The sequence below is a fragment of the Flavobacterium panici genome (assembly GCF_903819335.1).
GTDB lineage: Bacteria > Bacteroidota > Bacteroidia > Flavobacteriales > Flavobacteriaceae > Flavobacterium > Flavobacterium panici.
Map to the genome: position 1 here is coordinate 1 of NZ_CAIJDE010000021.1, position 250 is coordinate 250.

The 250-nt window shown below is 48.4% G+C and carries 1 protein-coding gene; it reads left to right on the top strand.

From position 1 onward, the window contains the following. Positions 1–250 (top strand): hypothetical protein (locus tag FLAPXU55_RS01720; RefSeq protein ID WP_180856300.1); only part of this gene is annotated, 250 nt, incomplete at both ends.

Below are 250 nucleotides of genomic sequence, written 5' to 3' on the forward strand. Positions count from 1 at the left end.
AGGCGTTACCCAGTCAGGAAACACGATCACTGCTCCGGCAGGAAGCTATACAGTTACAGCTTCAGCAAACGGTTGTACTTCGGCTGCTTCATCAGCTGCAGTTATCAACGCACAGCCTGCTACACCTGCAGTTCCGACATTAAGCGCTGTTACCCAGCCTACATGTTCAACAGCTACAGGAAGTTTTACAATATCAAACTACAGTGCTTCTAACACTTATGCGGTAAGCCCATCAACAGGAGTTACCCAG